The sequence below is a fragment of the Paenibacillus sp. GYB006 genome, from assembly GCF_036577645.1.
In the GTDB taxonomy this organism is placed as follows: domain Bacteria; phylum Bacillota; class Bacilli; order Paenibacillales; family Paenibacillaceae; genus Paenibacillus.
Genome location: NZ_JARBDA010000001.1, coordinates 292,464 through 311,640, shown reverse-complemented (window position 1 = coordinate 311,640; position 19,177 = coordinate 292,464). Strand labels below are relative to the sequence as shown.

General features: G+C 37.9%; 20 protein-coding genes and 1 pseudogene. 5 read left to right on the top strand and 16 right to left on the bottom strand.

Annotated features, from left to right (window positions below; all coding sequences use genetic code 11):
- Positions 1-64 precede the first annotated feature (64 nt).
- The 12 genes and pseudogenes from mobB to PV403_RS01430 all read right to left on the bottom strand — a co-directional run bounded on the left by mobB (position 65) and on the right by PV403_RS01430 (position 11,241).
- Positions 65-646: a molybdopterin-guanine dinucleotide biosynthesis protein B gene (gene mobB / locus PV403_RS01485; protein ID WP_332083374.1), complete on the bottom strand. Its 582-nt coding sequence runs from the start codon at positions 644-646 to the stop codon at positions 65-67.
- Between the two features lie 258 nt (positions 647-904).
- Entirely contained in the window at positions 905-2,446 is a 1,542-nt protein-coding gene (locus PV403_RS01480) for a nitrate/nitrite transporter (protein ID WP_332083373.1), read from the bottom strand.
- 128 nt (positions 2,447-2,574) lie between these two features.
- The gene (locus PV403_RS01475) at positions 2,575-3,474 is read right to left on the bottom strand and encodes a hypothetical protein (RefSeq protein WP_332083372.1); all 900 of its coding nucleotides are present in this window, start codon (positions 3,472-3,474) and stop codon (positions 2,575-2,577) included.
- On the bottom strand, positions 3,467-4,120 hold the full coding sequence (locus PV403_RS01470) for a response regulator (protein WP_191797438.1): 654 nt from the start codon (positions 4,118-4,120) through the stop codon (positions 3,467-3,469). Before PV403_RS01470 ends, PV403_RS01475 begins: the two co-directional genes overlap by 8 nt.
- A gap of 23 nt (positions 4,121-4,143) precedes the next feature.
- Positions 4,144-5,394 (bottom strand): sensor histidine kinase, encoded by a 1,251-nt coding sequence (locus PV403_RS01465; RefSeq protein WP_332083781.1) that lies wholly within the window; start codon positions 5,392-5,394, stop codon positions 4,144-4,146.
- 213 nt (positions 5,395-5,607) lie between these two features.
- A complete protein-coding gene (locus PV403_RS01460; RefSeq protein WP_332083371.1) occupies positions 5,608-6,159 on the bottom strand; it encodes a hypothetical protein in 552 nt (183 codons plus the stop codon).
- 35 nt (positions 6,160-6,194) lie between these two features.
- Positions 6,195-6,635 (bottom strand): DUF4111 domain-containing protein, encoded by a 441-nt coding sequence (locus tag PV403_RS01455; RefSeq protein WP_332083370.1) that lies wholly within the window; start codon positions 6,633-6,635, stop codon positions 6,195-6,197.
- Positions 6,636-7,330: 695 nt separating this feature from the next.
- On the bottom strand, positions 7,331-7,924 hold the full coding sequence (locus tag PV403_RS01450) for a histidine phosphatase family protein (RefSeq protein ID WP_332083369.1): 594 nt from the start codon (positions 7,922-7,924) through the stop codon (positions 7,331-7,333).
- A 299-nt stretch (positions 7,925-8,223) separates the two neighbouring features.
- On the bottom strand, positions 8,224-8,796 hold the full coding sequence (locus PV403_RS01445) for a DUF6241 domain-containing protein (protein WP_332083368.1): 573 nt from the start codon (positions 8,794-8,796) through the stop codon (positions 8,224-8,226).
- 253 nt (positions 8,797-9,049) lie between these two features.
- Positions 9,050-9,938 (bottom strand): annotated as a pseudogene (locus PV403_RS01440) (class I SAM-dependent methyltransferase).
- A gap of 1 nt (position 9,939) precedes the next feature.
- On the bottom strand, positions 9,940-10,557 hold the full coding sequence (locus PV403_RS01435) for a class I SAM-dependent methyltransferase (RefSeq protein WP_332083367.1): 618 nt from the start codon (positions 10,555-10,557) through the stop codon (positions 9,940-9,942).
- Between the two features lie 12 nt (positions 10,558-10,569).
- Positions 10,570-11,241 (bottom strand): HAD family hydrolase, encoded by a 672-nt coding sequence (locus PV403_RS01430; protein WP_332083780.1) that lies wholly within the window; start codon positions 11,239-11,241, stop codon positions 10,570-10,572.
- 584 nt (positions 11,242-11,825) lie between these two features.
- Here PV403_RS01430 and PV403_RS01425 point away from each other — a divergent pair.
- Positions 11,826-12,440: a hypothetical protein gene (locus tag PV403_RS01425; RefSeq protein WP_332083366.1), complete on the top strand. Its 615-nt coding sequence runs from the start codon at positions 11,826-11,828 to the stop codon at positions 12,438-12,440.
- 127 nt (positions 12,441-12,567) lie between these two features.
- Here PV403_RS01425 and PV403_RS01420 read toward each other — a convergent pair whose 3' ends face one another.
- Both PV403_RS01420 and PV403_RS01415 read right to left on the bottom strand, forming a co-directional pair.
- On the bottom strand, positions 12,568-12,864 hold the full coding sequence (locus PV403_RS01420) for a hypothetical protein (RefSeq protein WP_332083365.1): 297 nt from the start codon (positions 12,862-12,864) through the stop codon (positions 12,568-12,570).
- A 35-nt stretch (positions 12,865-12,899) separates the two neighbouring features.
- Positions 12,900-13,331: an NUDIX domain-containing protein gene (locus PV403_RS01415; protein WP_332083364.1), complete on the bottom strand. Its 432-nt coding sequence runs from the start codon at positions 13,329-13,331 to the stop codon at positions 12,900-12,902.
- 289 nt (positions 13,332-13,620) lie between these two features.
- On the opposite strand from PV403_RS01415, the gene PV403_RS01410 reads away from it, so the two are divergent.
- The 4 genes from PV403_RS01410 to PV403_RS01395 all read left to right on the top strand — a co-directional run bounded on the left by PV403_RS01410 (position 13,621) and on the right by PV403_RS01395 (position 16,421).
- Entirely contained in the window at positions 13,621-14,235 is a 615-nt protein-coding gene (locus PV403_RS01410) for an acetate uptake transporter (protein WP_191797411.1), read from the top strand.
- A gap of 178 nt (positions 14,236-14,413) precedes the next feature.
- On the top strand, positions 14,414-14,989 hold the full coding sequence (locus PV403_RS01405) for a LysE family translocator (protein WP_332083363.1): 576 nt from the start codon (positions 14,414-14,416) through the stop codon (positions 14,987-14,989).
- Between the two features lie 18 nt (positions 14,990-15,007).
- Positions 15,008-15,784 carry an AraC family transcriptional regulator gene (locus tag PV403_RS01400; RefSeq protein WP_332083362.1) on the top strand — a complete coding sequence of 259 codons (777 nt, stop codon included), beginning with the start codon at positions 15,008-15,010 and terminating at the stop codon, positions 15,782-15,784.
- 154 nt (positions 15,785-15,938) lie between these two features.
- Positions 15,939-16,421 (top strand): GNAT family N-acetyltransferase, encoded by a 483-nt coding sequence (locus PV403_RS01395; RefSeq protein ID WP_332083361.1) that lies wholly within the window; start codon positions 15,939-15,941, stop codon positions 16,419-16,421.
- Positions 16,422-16,515: 94 nt separating this feature from the next.
- Here the strand turns inward: PV403_RS01395 and PV403_RS01390 are convergent, their stop codons facing one another.
- Positions 16,516-17,139 (bottom strand): hypothetical protein, encoded by a 624-nt coding sequence (locus PV403_RS01390; protein WP_332083360.1) that lies wholly within the window; start codon positions 17,137-17,139, stop codon positions 16,516-16,518.
- A gap of 620 nt (positions 17,140-17,759) precedes the next feature.
- Entirely contained in the window at positions 17,760-19,133 is a 1,374-nt protein-coding gene (locus PV403_RS01385; RefSeq protein ID WP_332083359.1) for a UDP-N-acetylmuramoyl-tripeptide--D-alanyl-D-alanine ligase, read from the bottom strand.
- Between the last annotated feature and the right edge of the window lie 44 nt (positions 19,134-19,177).

Here is a 19,177-nt window from a genome sequence, read left to right as displayed (position 1 = left end):
GGGGAACTCCCCCATTCCAAGGTAGGGATTCCCCGATGTTCATGTACTGAATGCGAGGGTGGACTCATTTCTGTGATAAAAGAGATAATGCGAGGGAAATAGAGTGCTGAAGGACAGTCGTTTCGTTATTCATGAAAATGATCGGAATCTCTGCGTAGCCGTTTTCTCGCTGCCACTGAATTCCTTCTAAGGCCAGCGAAGCCTGCCAGCTAAGGAATAGCTTGATATTAGAAGCTTGTCTCAGCAAATCTTCCATATCGTTTTGATCACGAAGCAGTGCGATTTTTGGATAAGGAGCTGTTTTGAAGCCTTCCGCAAGCAAAAGGTCGACTCTTCCCTTCATTTGCTCCGCAATTTGATCTAAAGATGTCTCCGATTCTCGCATCATGCGAGTCGCTGTCTTCGATGTAAGTACGGTTTCTATCGCTCCGCTGGCTAGATGTTTGGAACTATCCGTTCCCGCGTCGTCTAGCTCAAATGTATGTGCATCACGCTTAGCTGAACCAACACGAACTCCTTTTTCCGTTAGCGCTGCAATTAGCTTGCAGCATAAGGTAGTTTTGCCGCTATTCTTATAGCCGATCACCTGCAGTACAGGCAGGCTGCCTATGCTTCGCACCTCTTCTTGTTTTATTCCTGATAACACAGCAGCACCTCCCTATTCTTGATTACGTCTTACATCATCATATCATCATGTTCTGGCAGATATCCTTTCTGTTAGCTCATGAGTTCATACTCCAAACAAGGACATAGGGAACTCCCCCATACCAGAGAACGGCTGTAATGCGGAAATGGCTGTGAAGCGCCTAAGCTCCACAGCCAATGTCCTACAGAATATTTTTGCATGAACGGCGCCTGTACATAAAGGTATTCACTATTTACGGCGGTTCATGCTTGTATCCCTTTATTTTTGCTTTGTATTTCGATCTACTTTAAGCGAAGCATTCTGAACTTCATTTGGATCCACTTCACTAAATACACCTACATAATAATTGATTTCTCCGACATCATTTTGAATGCCGTTAATCGTTAAATACTGCAGATATAGATTTCCGTTCTTTTTCTTGTTCCAAATGTTGCCTGACCAGGAATGCTTCTCTCCCAGCTGCTTCCACATCACATCATAAAATGGACCTTCATGTTTACCTGATTTCAAAAATCCAGGTGTTTTTCCGATCGATTCTTCAGCAGTGTAACCCGTAATCTCTGTAAAGGCCGGGTTAATTGTCTGAATGATTCCTTTTGAGTTCGTCACAAGTACAGCTTGCGACGTAGTGTTTACGATTTTCTCAGCAAGTTTCATACGATCTTGCCAGTACATATACAGTACGAGAAGGATACTGCACAAGGAAACCATCGCCAAGGCCATGAATCCGATCGCGTAGTGACCTGTAATTGCAAACAGGGAGGAGAGCATTAGCGGCGGGAAGAAACCACCCAGTCCCCCTAGGGCTGAAATCAGACCATTTGCAATCCCTGATTGTTTTGCAAAATAAAGCGGAACTAATTTGAAAATCGTACCGTTACCAATCCCTGCACATAGTCCAATGAGCAAGCATCCTACTGTAAAGATCGAAATTCCTGGAGAGAACGCAAGAACAACACCGCCAATGGTTAAACCGGCGAATACGAACAATAAGATTTTGAATGGATTGAATTTGTCACCAAGCCATCCTCCTGTTGTACGCATAAATGTTGCGAGTGTAATGAATCCAGCTGCGCGCAGTCCAGCATCCACCTTACTGATTCCAAAATTATTCACGAGATGATTCGGCAAGAATACAGTGAAGGCAACGAAAGCACCAAAGGTAATAAAGTAGAAGAAGCATAATAACCATAGCTTTTCATTCTTATATACACCTTTAACTTGGTCTTTCAAGGAAGTATTCATTTTAGATTCTTTTCGATCACCAAGGAAGAAGTTCGCAAGAATAAAGACAGCAAGTAAAATCATATAAATTTGCACCGTAGTACGCCATCCAAATTGCTCTGCAAGCACCGGTGCGAAGAACGTACTAAGTGCGGACCCTAAGTTACCAAGTCCATAAATTCCGTTAACAAGACCATGTTTTTCTTTTGGATAGTATTTAGGCAGTGAAGTAACACCGACGGAGAATGTTGCACCCGAGATCCCCAGGAACAAACCTCCAATAATTAAATCAATGAAACTATCTGCTCGGCTAATGTAAAATACCGGGATCAGCAATACAAGGAAGCTGACCAAGAACATATTGCGAGCACCGTATTTGTTGGTCCAAAAACCAAATGGGATTCGCAAGATCGAACCAAGTACGACAGGTACTGCGGTAACGAGAGACAATTGTCCCGCCGTTAATGGAATTCCGTCCTTAATAAATACAATTAATGATGATAAAATACCCCAAACCGCAAAACCTAAGACCAAACTTAAGGTTTGTAAGGGAAGTATTGCTTTAGGTGGTTTCATGACCTATCCTCCTCATAGACTCTAACTACTATGATTTCATTATCCTTATTGGGAGGACGAAAAAGAATTGGGGAATTCCCTCAATTGTTCTCTAGGAAATCCCCCTTCATGTACCTATTTAAGTTAGCCTATACTTCCCAGTGAATCTCATCCATTAGTTGGCGGGTAGGAATGGCGAATCGTACGGACTGACGATCCTGTGCTACGGATACTTCAAGATCCGACTTCAGTGATTTTAGAAGTTCTCTCAAGGCATGAAAAGACTCATGGGTATGAGAGCAGGCTCCCTTCCCTTCATACACGACAAGTGTATACCCTATGGCATCCTGCTCCAGCGTGATTTTGGCACTAGATAATCCGCTGAAATAATCATGTACCAGAAGATCTAAGACTTTTGCAATTTCTTGCTGACGATGACTTGAAAGACGTGTAAGCCGCTGATCCAGCAGTTCACACTGAACCCCTTCTTTATGCAATTTTCGTAGTTGCTGTAGCAGTGGTCCTGTCAGATCTACTACTTGTTCTGCTTCTTCTGGCTCGGCTAAGGAGACAAACGCGGCGGTATGATCATAGAGAGCAGCAAGCGCTGCTGCACTTTGTTCTACTCGTTCGATTTCTTGTGGGCTGAATACCCGTTCTTCTCGTTGACCTACCAGTAATACTCCATAGGATAACTTTTGTTCAGGCCGTGATGAGTCCACAGAGACCCCCATACCCGAACGTATTGACTCAATAAGGAAAATCGGGTATTCCAGCATTTCATCCTGAACTTCTTCTGGAAAATAGGTGACGATATAAGGGGCTTTTGACTTCAGCGCTTTTCCAGCCATCCCTTTTCCCATACGAACCATAATTTTTTTATAGCGTTCTGTGTTCGCCCCGAGCGCCATTTTCCAATGAATATCTCGATAATTCTCATCAGCAAGTGCTACTGCGATAAAGTCCAGTTTCAAATCCGATTTAAGCTGCTCTAATTCCGTTTGTATTTGTTTTTGGATCGTTACATGGTGGCTAGAAGGTTCAGTCAAATTCGAGCAACCCCCTTTTAAAGGCGAATTCCATCAACTCACGACGATTACTTAGTTTCAGTTTTTCCATGATGTTTCCTTTATGATTCTCCACCGTTTTCACACTGATGGTAAGGAGTTCCGCGACTTCTTTATTGGTATATCCTTTGGCGACTAGCGTAAATATTTCTTTTTCTCGCTCTGTTAACGTTTCAAATCGGTCTACAGCATCTTCTGCATTTCCGTGCAGATAAGCTTGTATCACTTTTTTCGTATCCGCTGGTTGTAAATAGACCATCCCTTGCTGCACTTGCTTGATCGCAGTTACGAGTTCTGTTATGGGAGCCGATTTTAATACATATCCGGATGCTCCTGACTTCAGTGCCCTGAACAAATACTGTTCATCGTTATGCATAGTTAGAATGATCACCTTTACCTCTGGCATTGATTGCAAAAGCTCACTAGTCGTATACAGTCCATCTCGTCCATTCGGCATACTTAGATCCATGAGCACAATATCAGGTTTTAGCTCAAGCGCTTTTTTTATACACGATCTTCCATCCGACGCTTCACCTACCACTGTAATTCCAGGCTTTGTATCCAGCACAGCCCGAATCCCACTACGAACTACCGCATGGTCATCCACTATAAGTACTTTTATATCCATATATATTCTATAATCCTCTCTTCTTAAAAGGGTATTGATTCGTCAATGGGCACTTTCACTTCAATTACAGTTCCTTCACTCGGACTCGATTTAATATCAAATTCACCTTGGAGAATATTCACTCGCTCTTCCATACTGTAAAGACCAACCCCTTGACGAAGTTCAGATGTCACCGTAAATCCTACGCCGTAATCGCGGATTAGCAGCTCCGCTAGTCTGGGTTCAACTTTCAGTTTTACTTCGACTACTTCTGTACGCGAATATTTAGCTGCATTCGTGAGAGCTTCTTGTACAATTCGGTAAAATGCAATTTCATGAGCTGATGGTAACAACTCACTATCCCCTTCAATGGTGAGCAACACTTGAATGCCAAATTTCTGACCATACAGCCGGACATAATTACGGAGTGCAGCCACAAGTCCCATATCATCAAGTGCAGAAGGTCTAAGCTCGACGGATAAATCGCGGATATCTTCAATTGTGTCTCGAATTGACTCCTGCAGAGCATCTAATGGCTCATCGACCACAGACTTTTTCTCATCTTCTAATAAAGATTTCATCACTTCTGTCTGAATGAGAATGCTATACAGGGACTGACCAATCCCATCATGCAGCTCGCGGGAGATTCGTTTTCGCTCATTTTCTTGTGCTGACAAGATAGAGTGAGTAATCATCTTCGCAATTTTGTTTTGTTCTTTTTGCCTTTCTTTTTCCACTTCCTGAAACCGTATGATATTCAGTGGTCCATACATCGGATCTTTATAATGCGAAACACTCGCATTCATGGATCTCGTTATTCCCTTTGTCGTCGTCAATTGAACTTCCACATATTGTGTTCCCGGTTCTGTGATAAAGCATTTATGATAGGAACATAGCTTATTCAGTCCCGCATAATTGGAACAATGATTACAAAAATTAACCGTGACAGGATCCTGATCCATTTTAAGAAGTTCTTTCGCTGTCGGATTCATGCGGATGATATTCAGTTCACTGTCCGTTACCAGAATTCCATCAGGACTATGCTGAAATACATTCGTGAACAATTCCTGTTCAGAACGCAGCTTATGGCTTTGCCAATAGATCATGAAGAAGAATAACGTCGTAATGACGAGCACAAATAAAAAAATAGGCAGATCTTCTACCCACCTTCGTTCTACTTCCTGCTCAATGGCACGAATAGTAAGGACTATAATTAACGTCATACTCAACGTGAGAATGCCGTTTTTCACCATGAATTTCATAAAAGCTCTCGTCTTCTGAGCCGGTGTAGACATCAAAGACAATCACCCCTTCTTTGTTTCTTTGTTGCTTACTTCAAATTCTAACACTCAGAATCCCATCACAATTGTGACTAATATCACATTATAGGAAGGTATACATATAACAAAAGCAGACAATTAATAAAGCTGTCCTATTGTAGAATAAAAAAAGAACCTCATCTACATTAGATAAGATTCCTTTCGTACCCATATTTTATTTAAAAAGTGTTAATGTAAAATGTAACCGTTCAGGTCATCTTTCATTAGGCGATTCGATATACGGAGTGCCTCTGCTCGATCTGAAGCGGGAACGGAGATCATAAGTCCATCGTCTCCACTCCAATTCCCCCCTTGATTACCTTCTACTAAATCCAAATAATCGATCACCGTAAATGTTGCCTCACGAAAGGAACGATTCACAAAGATGGTTGCATACAAGAAATGATGGATTTTTTCATCTTCCATATATGGATAGAGCATAATCCCACTAAGGTCTTTACCGAGGTGAATCTCTAGTTGTCTTTGATTCTCCGGAACAGGTATTTCTTCGCCTTCAATTGAGATCGTTCCAACGAATCTTTTATTTCCTGTAAGGCTTGTATATACATTGCCATTCATATCTATGGCTACAGACTTCTCATCTCCGATATGTTCCGCACCTAGTCTATACTTCATTCCTTGTGCATGTAAGTGAATGGTCTTAGGGTATATGGATATCACTATAAAAGTGATCAAAGCTATACCAATAATAAGGATGGATAAGCCTATTTTTTTGTTCAATCCCATTCTCCTTATTCCTCTTTTTCCGGCGGACATTATAAAGCGGAGTCAATATGGTTCCTCATGAGTGTACTATATTCTTCCAAGTGATCTTCATTGATATCACTCATCTCATTTCTTGTACCTTCATACACTTCGACTGCATGTATTACAATGTACGTTAGATGGTCCGGTATCTTTGGAAGTGCCCATAAACCAGCCTCTCGTTTTGAGAATATTTCGTTTGTCTCTAAATATGACCACACTCTGCAAAGTGTAAGAATTCCATAAATCGGGTTGGACCTTAAAACAGATGCAGCGTAATCTATCCCACTACATATTGAAGAACGAAAGTCCGCTTCAGGTACTTCAGGAAAAACTTCATAGATGAGCTTCCCATAAATACATATCCCTTTCTTCCTTACTAATGTAAGGTGACATGCTAAATCCGAATCTGTCGGTGTCTCAGCCCAGAATTTTTTATCTTCTTCAGCCACTCGTTCTTCATATTTACTTCTCCAATATTCACTGCTATGTAATTCATACGAGAACAATTATATCTATATCACTGCTTTTGGGATTGAAACTATGAAGTGATAGTGAACCATGAATATACGTTCCTATTATTTTTGATCCTAAATAGTGAATGAGAGATGAATTAAGCTTGTATACCTGATCACGTACCTCTTGTGGACAATTATCCCAACCATACATATTCATGATTTAGTTCTCCTCTGTCATTATTTGTCCCTGGAACTACATGTGTCATATTAGTTCCGATAGCAGGATCATTATTTAGCGTTTAGATATTAAATCCCTTAATTTGTTGGCATTATCCACTGATATTTCATATCCCTGAGTTGTATTCTCTTGATCTACTAGTAATCCCTTTACGGTTCGACGTGATCCTAAAGAGAGATGATAATTTTTAGTTACATCGTTTGAGTAGAAAATAGTCATATTATATTCTGCAATGTACTCCAGTTCTCCCAAATTCTCTACTGCCGTATTTATTGCCTCTTCAAATATCTTAATTGATTCCTCATCATTAAAAGATTGGTTTTCACATTTCACTTCTGATATTGGAGTGTTGCATTCTAGCTCTATAGAGGTACTCGATTCCTTCGGCTCGGACTTCGTACAGCCTGTAATAAACATGAGAACTATTGTGATAGCTACTACACATTTAATATTAATTAGATTCACACCTTTCCGTATTCAGGTGAGTAATACAGTTATATAACTTACAATCCCAACGAGGCTCCGCTTTATTTAGAATGGTCACCGATGTGTTGTGTAAATGTTCTGATGTATCAAAGTGCGGAATGAATTTTTTTAATGATAGACCGATCAGTGCTCCGTGACTTACAATCAATACTTTTTTATCAGGGTGCCTTTCTGAAAGATCCATAAAACATTTCACACCTCTTGAAATAATGTCATCATTCGATTCCATCCCAAGATCTAATTTGGACCAGCCGTATCCCCACTTATTCACTCGATCTTGTTCCGTTGTTCCCTCGATCAGTCCGCAGTTCATTTCTCTTAATCGCTCATCAATCTTCACATCGATATTTTTAATTCTCCCGATGATTTCTGCTGTTTCAAGGGCTCTAGATAAGTCACTCGAATAAATATAATCCCAGTCCTCATTCTTCAATCTTTGTGCTAGTAATTCAGCTTGCTTTTGTCCTACCGCATTTAGTGGTATATCTGCTAGGCCCTGTGCCCTATATTCATTATTCCAATCTGTAATTCCGTGTCTTATCAGTCCGATGATGGTCATATCTATCCCTCTTTCAATCAAAATTTGTAATTTATCAATTCTTCTATATGTATCTTCCGGTAGTATAAACTGGATTGATGAATCTTTAATTATAAAATTTCAAAAAACCCTTGTTATACGAAGTTAAGAGTGGTGGAATAGATCCTCATTTTCTATAAGAAGATATTGTAGACAAGGAAATCCCATTTTTTAAATAAGAACCTTGAAATTCAAGGTTCTTATTATAACTAATATAAAATCATTCCAGATAGGAATACAACTTAACTTTGTTATACATCATGTCAGTTACGGTTTTGTTTTTATTCGGTTTTTTCACCCCAATATTTTTCTATAAAAGCAGCTTCCTCTTCTGGCGTCATGATCCCTTTCGCTTTACCAATATTGCCATTCTCTAATTTCCAAAAATAATTATGATCTTTATCAATCTCCGAAAAATCTCCTGCTTGCCATTTCTTCGCGATCTTGAGCATGTTGTCGTATAAATCCCAACCGTTTCCTTTGGTTTCGATGACTTTAATAATCTGTTCGATCCGTTCAGGAGTCATTTGAATCGAGTTCCATTTATCTGATGCAACCACTTTTTGATGTGTCATATCATGCATCACCCGAACCACGCTGGATTTCATAACATATACATCATCTTTTAATGCAAGAGCCATTGCTAAATCAATTTCTTCATCTGTGTCGGTCGTTTTTATTTCTCCTATCACGCTTAATGACTCGCCGGGTTTCAATGTCTTTTTGACGGCTCCGACATCTTCTTTTATGGATTGGACCGTATTGTAATTAACAATATAATAAACAGCTAGGGTAGCTGTTAGCACTATGAATACAGAAATTATGGAAATAATAATCTTTTTCTTGGTAGACATTTAAAATCCCCTCCATTGCTCGCTTTTGTCCAAATCAAAGTCTATGTCTCACCTACAGTAGCTATGGATCGTGAAAATAAATTGACGTTAATTCCTTATTTCGTAATTCCTCCTATAATTTAAATGATTTTCTAACGACATTAATACAGACGTTTTCAACTAAAGAATGTTTCACGAAAACAAAAAAAAGCCCCGGTTTCCCAGGGAATCCAAAGCCTATGAAGGCTATCTAATCCATACTTATTCAGCTATCTTACGAATTTCTATGTACAGTCCCATAGGAAATTTTCATATTCGGTGCATAGGTCAACCAAGACTCAAGACTAAATTTTTCAAAAAAGGTTTTCTCCGCTTCATACTGTTCTTTGGCTTCCATTTCGCTTAATTCTCTAGATATTAAATGGTTGATCACTTCTGAGACCGGACGAGGCTCTTGTCCCAAACCTTCTTCTCTCAAGGAACGATACAGCGTATTTTTACGTTCAGGGTCCATATTTTGATCAAGAAAGTTAACCTTATCGCTAACTCGACAGTCTACGTCCCTGAGGCCCAACTGACTTAGCATGATCGGTAATTGGATACCTATATTTCCGTTCTTACCCGTACGTTTATGATCTCTCTCATATAATTTCTGTAGAACACCTAAACGAATCACATTACTTTGCTCGGTTCCATCTAGGTAACAATTTGCCATATTACCAATCCAGTGTGGTTCAAAACAAATAACCATTCCATGATCCTGGACGCTATCAACCATCTTTTGTAGAATTCTTTTTGGATCTGTCATATGTAACAAAAATGCGTGACTGATGGCTATATCATACTTTGGTTCCAATTCAGCATCATCGATATCAAGCACGATAAATTCCGTATCATAAGAAAGCTTCGAAAATATTTCTTTGGCTTGATTAATCAATTCTTTCCCCTGATCAATACCAGTGTATGTAGATCCATCCGTCCGGTAGTAACGGAAGAAGTTTTAGCCCTAAATATCCGAAGCCACATCCATAATCTACGATATTCACAGGTTTGTTTATCTTCCAAACGCTTTCTACTAAAAATTTTAAGTAATCATCATTGTAATATAACCCTCGGGTGTTTCTTAGATATTCGATTTGGTTGTCCCAGTAATATTCAGACATATTAAATCCTCCTAATAACTATTTTTCTATACATCCCTTTCAGCATGACAGGTTTATCTTCTTCTATTAACAAATTTTCATTATTTTTTAGATACAACTCTTCAAAATTCAATCCAATATCTGTGCCTAACACTCGAATTAATGGTCTAATCACCTTTTTGGCTAACGAGAGTTTATGGTTACTGGGGCTAAACTTATCGAAAATAACGATTCTTCCTTCTTGTTTTACAACTCTCCTCATTTCTTGAAAACACTTGTCAGCATCAGGTACTACGGAAAGGATGAGACTTCCAACCACATAGTCAAATGACATATCGTCAAATTCCATATTTTGAGCGTCCATTTCTAAAAACATAATGGAAGAATTTTTAAATTTTGCGCTTGCTTTTCCCAACATATCAGGTGAATAATCAATAGCCGTTATATCTAAATCAATATGGTTCAATAACTCTAAATCAGCTCCTGTACCTACACCAACAAAAAGGACCCTTTGTGAGTTCTCAAAGGGCATCTCAAGAAATATATCTTTTCGCGCACGGAGAAAAATTTTTGAATTAAAAATTTTATCATAGATTGGGGACCAAATTTTATAAATTATTTTATTCCAAACATTATTCATGATTTGGCTCTCCTAAGTAAATTGACTTTGTAACTCATTCAGGCGTTTAATAGTTCTCGTATGGCTTTTATTTTCATTTTTTCTATTAAGCCAGATGCCTCTCATCTTTATTTTCTCACATGGTATGATATCGGAATCCATATTGTCCCCCACGTAATAACAATCTGCAGGGTTCTCCTCAGCAAGGCGACAGGCATACTCAAAAATTTCTGTATTCGGTTTGGATATACCGATATCACCGGCTGCCACGATAACCTGAAAATAATCCATGATCCCGATCTTCTCTAGTTTTTGTCTCTGCTGAGCGGAATCCCCATTCGTAATAATCCCTAGCCGATGGTTACTCAGCGCTGCTAGTGTAGGTATAACATCATCAAACGCCTTCCAGTTCTCTTCAAAACGATTCAAATAAATCTGGAAGTACTCCTGAGCATGAACATCACTTATTTGTAATCCTGATCTATGAAAAAGTTCTTGGATTCTTTCTATTTTCTGCTGTTCAAAGGTAAGCTCTCCGCGTAAGAATCGATCAAAATGTGTCTTGCCCACCTCACACCACAATTGATAAAAGTCATCCGCATGTTGATTAGACTGTTCAATACATTGCGTAAAAAAATTGTTCACAGCAAGATATTCCGCTGCTTTAAAATCGAATAACGTTTCGTCTAAATCAAAGAATATCATCAATGCCTACTCCGCTCCCTTGAACCTGGATATAGTTTTCAAAGATTGGGTTTAGGATTTATCTAGAACTTCCCTATGCATGAAAACTCTGTTATAAGAGACTATTAGATTGTTTAAATAATTAATATTGCTTAAATATTGGAAATAAAATATATTACTTATAATCTAATAAAAGAAAAGCGATGTGAATTATGTATCTAGTATTCTTTATACATTTTATTGTTAGTTCAGCTATTACTTGGATCGCAGTGAAGATATCTAATTTTATTACTGATGTGTTTAGGGTTGATGCCAGTTCGCAGCCTCCGGGAGACATCACTTTCAATGATCAGTTATCTCTTTTTACTACTTCTGCTGTAGGAATCGTAATCACTTTTTTAATAGTCAATCTTCTAACCGTTGGGATGCTTAAACTAATTCAAGAAATAAAAATATTCAAGAAAATCAAACGATACCTTTTGAGTGCTCACCTATTCTTATTCGTTATTTTCTTGATCTTTATTTATAATCATATTTTTAACTATAGTGCATTCTAGAATGCGATCTTGATTTCAATAAAAAAAGAAAAGGCGTGTATTTATTTTATGAACAGAAAAGTTTTGTTAACCATAGGAGGAGTCCTTGGTTTAGCGATTATTATTAGCGTAAGCTTACTTATAGGAAGTGAAACTTCTAAGCCCGTTACCTTTGACGGAACGAGTCCAATCACTCTACATTTAAAAGAAAATTACAATCCCGAAAAAATACCGCCCCTTTTCGATGGTCCAAACAATCTAAAAACAGCTGAAAATTTCGGCTTTGATGATTTCGATGATTTAAGTAGTACTAACAGCACAATATCTATTGATCAAGAAATTAAGCCCGATGGAGATTATCTTGTTGGCGAGGGTGGCACTGGTGAACTCCTTATTAAAGGAACAAAATATAATTTCACGATAGATAGCTCATTGATTTCACATGTTGAACTAAAAAATGGTCAAAACCTTTTAACCGGTAGTTTTGAAACAAAAATAAAAGATAAAGAAGGCAGGCCGATTCCTGCTACTATTAGTTTTACGAATATCGTTGAGACTGAGGAACAATTCTTTTATGTAACTTTAGGATCACTGGTATTACCTTTTGGCGACGATCGTTTTGGAACTGAAGAAATTTACAAGATTATAAGGGAGTTAGGCAATGTTGAGGAGGAATCATTCTAGTTGTTAAATCCCCAAACCCTCACTGGCTAAAGTAAACGACATCAAAAAAGTCATTAAACTCAGCCAGTGTAGGATTGTTGCCTGATTCGCTTTCTATAAATCCCTCTTACTCAAAGTTAACCTCATTCTAGTTTCCTTTTTTACGACGGAAAAGCGAAATTCCTCCGAAACCACTTATGACAGCGATGTAAAAGCCAAAATCATACCACCAACCTGAGTTATATACTTCATATAATCTGATGTTATCGCTGAATAAACCGAGTATTAATGAGATCGGAGCGATCCATCCATGCCATACTCCACTAAAAAATCCCGCAAGATCTTGAGCATTATTCGCTCCATCCCCAGGCACACATCCCGTTAGAAGAGATATGATGCTAAATAACATCGCCATAATTAGATAATGTCTTATTTTCATATTCATCACCTTTCTCCTGATTATTATATTCTACCCTCAATCTATGTAAGTGTTATATAGTCTATGATGTTTTGGTCTTTAAATACAGGTTTCGTATTGTTAATTGCGTCTCTTATTCTTTCCAATGTAAAATTAGTAATCGGTCTAGGGAGATTATCGATATCAAAAAATCCATACTCATTTATTTCTTTCCCATCTACCTTACATTCACCAAAATACTCTCTTGTTCTAAAAACATATATATAACCATTTCGATGAGACATATAATACATACCTGATAGTTCGATCTCTCCCGCTTCTACATTAATTTCTTCCTTAAGTTCTCTTCTCGCAGCGTCCCAAACCGATTCATTGTCTTCGACTATTCCACCCGGCAACGACCAGTGTTTCTTCTTATAAGTTTGATGGACTAATAAAATTCTGTTCTGTTCATCAATAATTGCTATTCCTGACGCATCATGTGTTCTAGGCATAAGTCCCCCCAAATAAGTAGTTTAATATAGATAGCTTTTATACTTGGCTAGAGCATTTCCTACCGGGATTTATCCATAATTATACATATTTATCCCTTGGGACGATAGCCATTTGAGCAAGCACCACGTTAGATTGTAGTAATCTCATACACTACTATTTAATAATGAATTGTATATCAAAAATTTCTACTTACACTTTTTCAATGACTGTGATATGATTTCCAAGGCTAATCAGAATGGTGATCCCACTGTTTGGCCTATTTCACATGTATATTTACTGGAGGCAACTATGACATCACATGCAAAACAATCAGTACAAATCGTTACAGCAGATCCAAGCGGAATTGGCCTATTTGGCTTAGCAATCGTAACGCTTGTCGCTTCTTCACAGAAGCTTGGTCTGACAACAGGACTCAGTTACGTGATTCCTTGGGCTATTTTCCTTGGTGCAATCGCCCAGATCTTCGCAGCTGTTCAAGACGCAAAGCATAATAATACATTTGGGATGACGGCATTCGGTGCCTATGGCTTCTTCTGGCTCGGAGTAGCGAGCAGCTGGTTAATGAAGATGGGCGCATTTGGTCCGATTTTGGCCGCTGACATAGATGGGAAACAGCTCGGCTTCGCCTTTCTAGGTTATTTAATATTCACACTATTCATGACGATCGGTGCTATGGAAACCAATAAGGTACTGTTCATTATATTTGTGTTAATTGATTTTCTTTTCTTAGGATTAACACTCGACGCATTTGGAGTTGCACCTCATGTATTCCATACCATTGCAGCCTATGCAGAAATGGGTATTGCTATCGTTTCCCTATATGGTTGTGGCGCATCTGTTCTTAACGCACATTTTGGACGCCGTTTCCTTCCGATTGGTGCGCCATTCGGCATTTTTAAATAAATTGCTGTCTAGGTAACTAGATAATACAAAAAGCCCTGATAGATCAATCTATTGATCTTATCAGGGCTTTTTTTCACCTCTATTCCCAAACGGAAGAAGCTTACTTTCTGCAATAATATACTATATGGCATTTCACATTAGATGTAGGATATGAGAAGATCTTGAAGGGAGCATTCTCGTGGATATTACATCTTTTTTGATTTACTGTATAATTGCTACTTTTACCCCTGGACCTACGAATATCGTCATATTGTCCATCGTACATAATTTCGGGGCAAAAAAGGCGATAAAATATACGTACGGTGCAACGATTGGCTTTGGTTTATTACTTGTTATTTCTGCACTGTTGAATACGATTATGATAACGATCATTCCGAAAATATTAATTGTGATGCAGATCATCGGGAGTATTTATATGTTCTATCTCGCTTATCAAATTTACAAAACGGATACATCAAACCCAACAGTAAACCAAACGACTACCTTCCTATCAGGCTTCCTTATGCAGTTCTTAAATCCAAAGGTGGTACTCTTTACACTCACTGTATTTCCAAGCTTTATTATGCCGTACTATAGCGCTATCCCTGCTTTGACGATCAGTATTATAACGATAACTTTGATTGGATTTTCAGCTTTTACAACCTGGGTTCTTTTTGGTGCAATCTTTAAGGAGTTATTACAGAAGTATAATAAGACTGTTAATGTGATGATGGCTTTATTTTTAGCTTATGCTGCTATCATGATCTGGATGTAGCATGGAGAGGTGTTCCGAATGGACAAATTTATCTATAAAAGGTCGGCAGGCATTACGGCATTATCAGCAAGTATGAGTGAATTTAAATATAAAAAGCACGCCCACAAGGAGTACGCAATAGGGGTAACACTGCGTGGTATTCAGCATTATAACTTGGATGGAAATCTACAATTATCTTATCAAAATGGAATTATGCTGTTCAATCCAGAACAGGCACATGACGGAATGGCACATGATAAGTCAGGCCTTGATTATGTCATGCTGTATATTGAACCCCAATTGCTTTTAGAGGTAATGAAGAAAAAGGATATCGTACGCTTTTCAACTCCTATTATGTATGATCGTAAACTTGAACAACGAATATTACATCTTTCTCAAGCCATTTTGAGCGAAAAAGATGAAGCGTTATGCAGTGAATTGCTCTTATCCCTCACGGATAATCTTGCTCAAACCGATCTTTCTACAGACGACAAGAAAGATAACACATTAATTCGAAAAGCAAAAGATTTGCTTCATGCTAACTTAGAACAAGTACTTAAGCTTGATGAGATATGTAAAGAACTCGATTTATCGAAATTTCAGTTTATCCGATTATTTAAGGCCCATACTGGGATTTCACCGTACCAATACTTTCTTAACTGCAAAATCGAATGTGCAAAACAGTTAATTGAAAAAAATAAAGATATTTATTCGGCAGTAGCTGCCTGCGGTTTTGTTGATTTGACCCATCTCAATAAACACTTTAAAAGAGTATATGGAACAACAGCATTTGAATATATGGCACATCTAAATTAAGGCAAATTCAAGACTTCTTTTATATAACCGTTTTGTTATCGAAAGGAGTGATGTGATATGAAGAAGATCCTTACTGTGGTGGTTGTTACGGAGAAAATACGTTTATAGTCACAGAGGAATTCCTCTGTGATTTAAAAACTCTGGAGGAATTTATGTGGTTATTGAATTAAAACCAGTATCAAGTGACAACTGGTACGATTGTACCAAGTTAAATGTAAAGCAAGAACAAATCAGTGTTTTTCCTGCTCCTATTGTGTATTGGATTGCAGAATCTAAATATGTTGATGATTATGAGCTGCGAGGAGTATATTCGGAGGCGTTACTAGTCGGATTTATTGTCTTTTGTAAAAACCCCGACGAGGATGGTAACCACTGGGTACCTGCACTTATGATTGATGAGAATCATCAAGGAAATGGTTATGCCAATGCAGCAATGAAAAAGTTGATTGATCTTCTGGGGCAAAATGGCTGCAAAAAATTAATGATCGGACATAGACCCGATAACTTTATTGCTGGGAACCTTTATGAATCCTTAGGGTTCCAAAGGGCTAGCGAAGAAATAATTGACGGTGAAATCATTCGTTTTCTACAGCTTAATCAATCGGTTCCTATAGTAAATAATTTTGGCTGTCAGTAAATTACTGAAACCTTTATTGCGATAGCGAGGAACGATAACAAAAGACAGTAGCCGATTTCGGCTACTGTCTTCAACTAATGTGCTCTAAAACTGACTATTCATTTTCGCTAACGATACGTTTGATTTCTTCTTTAAATGAAATTAAATCTTGTCCAGCTACCATCGCTTTGGTTTTCTCTTGTTGATTTACAGAGAATACTTGATCGCCTTGAATTTCATATTTTCCCTGATACTCGCCAGCCACATAATAGAGAGGTCCGATCTCAGCCTTCTGTCCTGCCTTTAAAAATAATATGTATCTTTCATCTGGCTCCATAAGTGGGTTATCTCGCTGAATAGTAAGATTACCCGTTCTTTCCCTTGCCTCTTCCACACCAACTTGTTTTATAATAATCTCCTTCTCTTCACCATTGCCTTTTATCAGGTCTATAATTGCAGCATTATACAACGTAGAATCTTTTTCCACATCTTCGCTATGGATATCTTTTATCTTAACTTCAGCAATTACTACTGAGGCTGCTTCGAGTTCTTCTAAGCTTTCATACGAATATGCCAAGCTGCCTGAAGCACCTCCATAAATAGCCTGAGAATTAGGATCGCTTCTTGTTATGGATATTTGTTCAGTTGCCGAAACATTTTTTTCTCGAGGAGGGGAAGAACATCCTGCAAGAAATACAACCGTTGCGATCGAACCAACAATTACCTTCACATTTTTCAATTTTATCTCCTCACTTTCTTTTTAATAGAAAGCATTAATGCCGTTTAAATCATCCGTTTGGGGTATAAAAGTAATATGTTGTGTGCTTTGAACAGTTAGGTAGTATCGATTGTTGTAATGAAGGGATTTAGCTTCTCTCATTCTAAACAGTTCATCCTTGAGAAAAGTTGTCATATTTCAAAAAACCAGCTACCGCTAGCTTCTTCCGTAAATCAAACATATGTAAATCAAACATATTGATCTCATCAGGGCAGTCAACATGAAAAAAGCACCCTTAACGGATGCTTTAACTTATCTGATACCCAATAACATTGTAACGTGAAAATACATGTATCCAAATACTAAACTTGCTATGATCATGTAAACTGTCTGATATCGCGAACTCTTAAAACTATTGATAAGACTCCACATAAATATGACGCCTACTAGAAAATACACTATGTTTAAATCCAATTTGACCCTCCATTTATTTCATTTCACTATTTCACATTGAGTTCGTCAACAATCCCCAGTGAAAACTCATTATTCCTATTCATTTTTTTACTATGACAACCAAGGGCTTCAGCCTTGAAGCGTCAATACTTTGTTAGGCGCTGTTGGCTGTTGATTAACAATCAATGCTACGTAAGTTTGTTAACGACTTCTTCTAATTTCATACCTCTTGAACCTTTAAATAAAATAACATCGTTTTCTTCTATTACATTATCTATGTGATCGGCAAGTTCCTCTGAACTTATAAAATGTTTTACATGTGTAGATGGGAAACTTTCATAGAGCTGATTAGAGATATTTTCGCTCAAAGTTCCTATTGTAAAAACGTAATCGACTAAACCATATTGGATTACCTGACCCATTTCTTTGTGGTATTGGGCTTCATTAATTCCAAGCTCAAGCATATCTCCCAGCACTACAAGCTTTCTTTTATATCCAGTCAGTTCAGTCATGGTTTGTATCGCTGCTTTCATAGAAACAGGACTTGCATTCCATGCGTCATTAATAATGGTGTATCCTAGTTTCGTTTTTATTTGTTGCATTCTCATTTCTGTGATAACTATTTTTTGAAGACCTGACTTTATATTTTTTATTGATATTTTTAGTTCCTTAGCTGCTGCTATAGAAGCAATCGCGTTAAAAACATTATGTTTACCGAGCATGGGTATAACATATTCCTCACGATCATTTAATATAAAATGAACACCCTCATCTGATTGTTCTTCTTTAACCGGATAATAATGGTTATTTGAGAATTCACCAAAACGAATGATTTTTAAGGATTCTGGTATTTTCATTTTTGTTAGCTCGTCACTTAATAATGGCTCATCCCCATTGTAAATGAACGTCCCTTCTTGATTTAATCCTGTAAGAATTTCTAGTTTAGCTTTAGCAATCGCTTCTTTAGAACCCATCGTTGAAATATGAGAGATGCCAATCATCGTGATTATAGCAATATCGGGACGAGCAATTTCTGATAACAACTTAATCTCTCCTGGGTTACTCATTCCCATTTCCAAAATAGCGACCTCTGTATCTTCTTCTAGTTCAAGCAGGGTTAAAGGCAAACCATACTCTCCATTATAATTTCCTAACGTTTTCTGTGTTTTATATGTGGTTGATACGATAGAAAATATCATGTCTTTTGTGGTTGTTTTGCCGTTGCTTCCTGTTACCCCAATAATCTTACTATTTAATTGATTTCTATATGTTCTTGCCAGACTTTGCAGCGCCTTTAACGTGTTCTCAACAAAAATAATAGGAACTCCTTTTGGAGGATTAGGCTGATCCATTTGCCAAAGTGAAGCAGCTGCACCCTTATCAAAGGCTTCCTGAACATAATTGTGTCCATTATCTATTCGCATAATTGGTATGAACAAATTTCCAGCACTAAGCGTTCTGGTATCTATAGAAACTCCCGAGATCAGGTATGAATTGTATGCTTGATTTAATCCATGGCCTTTTACCATTTCACAAATATCACTTAATGAACGCTTTATCATTTAATCCCCCTCAATGAAATGTTATACTTTCATCCACATATTTA

Coding starts and splice junctions, on each gene's coding strand:
- PV403_RS01425 (WP_332083366.1), top strand. CDS start 11,826: ATGAACAGAAAAGTTTTGTTAACCATAGGAGGAGTCCTTGGTTTAGCG.
- PV403_RS01480 (WP_332083373.1), bottom strand. CDS start 2,446: ATGAAACCACCTAAAGCAATACTTCCCTTACAAACCTTAAGTTTGGTC.
- PV403_RS01410 (WP_191797411.1), top strand. CDS start 13,621: ATGACATCACATGCAAAACAATCAGTACAAATCGTTACAGCAGATCCA.
- PV403_RS01445 (WP_332083368.1), bottom strand. CDS start 8,796: ATGTCTACCAAGAAAAAGATTATTATTTCCATAATTTCTGTATTCATA.
- PV403_RS01465 (WP_332083781.1), bottom strand. CDS start 5,394: ATGTCTACACCGGCTCAGAAGACGAGAGCTTTTATGAAATTCATGGTG.
- PV403_RS01450 (WP_332083369.1), bottom strand. CDS start 7,924: ATGACCATCATCGGACTGATAAGACACGGAATTACAGATTGGAATAAT.
- PV403_RS01385 (WP_332083359.1), bottom strand. CDS start 19,133: ATGATAAAGCGTTCATTAAGTGATATTTGTGAAATGGTAAAAGGCCAT.
- PV403_RS01420 (WP_332083365.1), bottom strand. CDS start 12,864: ATGAATATGAAAATAAGACATTATCTAATTATGGCGATGTTATTTAGC.
- PV403_RS01415 (WP_332083364.1), bottom strand. CDS start 13,331: ATGCCTAGAACACATGATGCGTCAGGAATAGCAATTATTGATGAACAG.
- PV403_RS01400 (WP_332083362.1), top strand. CDS start 15,008: ATGGACAAATTTATCTATAAAAGGTCGGCAGGCATTACGGCATTATCA.
- PV403_RS01470 (WP_191797438.1), bottom strand. CDS start 4,120: ATGGATATAAAAGTACTTATAGTGGATGACCATGCGGTAGTTCGTAGT.
- PV403_RS01430 (WP_332083780.1), bottom strand. CDS start 11,241: ATGATATTCTTTGATTTAGACGAAACGTTATTCGATTTTAAAGCAGCG.
- PV403_RS01435 (WP_332083367.1), bottom strand. CDS start 10,557: ATGAATAATGTTTGGAATAAAATAATTTATAAAATTTGGTCCCCAATC.